The sequence below is a fragment of the Modestobacter sp. SYSU DS0290 genome (genome assembly GCF_054050955.1).
In genome coordinates this window covers 1-1,024 of record NZ_JBJHAI010000048.1, presented here as the reverse complement: position 1 = coordinate 1,024, position 1,024 = coordinate 1, and the positions used below count along the sequence as shown (strand labels likewise).

The 1,024-nt window shown below is 77.5% G+C and carries 1 protein-coding gene; it reads right to left on the bottom strand.

Going from position 1 to position 1,024, the window contains the following annotated elements; translation table 11 throughout:
- Positions 1-103 precede the first annotated feature (103 nt).
- Positions 104-925 (bottom strand): SGNH/GDSL hydrolase family protein, encoded by an 822-nt coding sequence (locus ACI795_RS19430; RefSeq protein ID WP_457077306.1) that lies wholly within the window; start codon positions 923-925, stop codon positions 104-106.
- Between the last annotated feature and the right edge of the window lie 99 nt (positions 926-1,024).

Below are 1,024 nucleotides of genomic sequence, written 5' to 3'. Positions count from 1 at the left end.
CTAGCGTTTTGCGCCGTGAGGGGGTCGGGCCCCCGCCCCCCCCCCCCGCGCGGGGCCCCCCCCCCCCGCGCGGGGGCCCCCCCCCCCCCCCCCCGGGGACGGCCTATCCCAGGTGTGCGGCACCGCCCAGCGGTGCGGGCGCCGGGCGCTTGGCGACCCGGCCGTCGCCGGAGGAGCGACCGGTCAGCCGTCGGCCGATCCAGGGCAGCACGAACCCGCGGACCCACACCAGCTCCTGGGCGGCGACCTCGCGGACCGGCTTGGGCGGGGCCGGCTCCAGCGGCGTCCGCCAGTCGACGTCCTCCCCCGGCACCGGGACGCCGAGTGCCGCAGCGGCGGCCAGCGCGGTGCGCCGGTGCCCTTCAGCGGTCAGGTGGATGCGGTCACCCGGGTCCCACATCCGCGCGTCCTGGACCCACGCCGCGCCCCACTGGTCGAGCACGACGGCGCCGTGCCGGGCGGCGATCGACCACAGATGCGAGTTGAAGACGGCGACCCGGCCACGGGTGCGCCGGATGATCGGGGTCTGCCGGGGGTCGACGCCGGTGGCCAGCAGCACGTCGGCGCCGGCGTCCCGGAAGGCGACCACGGCCTTCTCCAGGTCGGCGGCCAGCCGGTCGGGGTCGACGCCGGGGCGCAGCAGGTCGTTGCCGCCGGCGACCAGGCTGACCAGGTCGGGCTCCGCCGCGAGCGCCACCGGCACCTGCTCGTCGAGCACCTGGGCCAGCAGCCGGCCCCGGATGGCGAGGTTGGCGTACTCGACCTCCCCGGTGGGAGAAGCTGCGGCCAGGTGACCGGCGAGCCGGTCGGCCCAGCCGAGGAAGGCGTCGGGCGTCGTGGGGTCCGGATCGCTCAGCCCCTCGGTGAAGGAGTCCCCCAGCGCGATGTAGCGCTGCCACGTCCGACGGTCACTGCCCGGTTGCACCAGACCACTGCACCACACCCGGGAGACCCGTCGGCCCGGCCCCCGGCGACCGGCTCCCCGGAGAGTCGTGCTCTGCCCACCCGGGGTGGGCAGAGCACG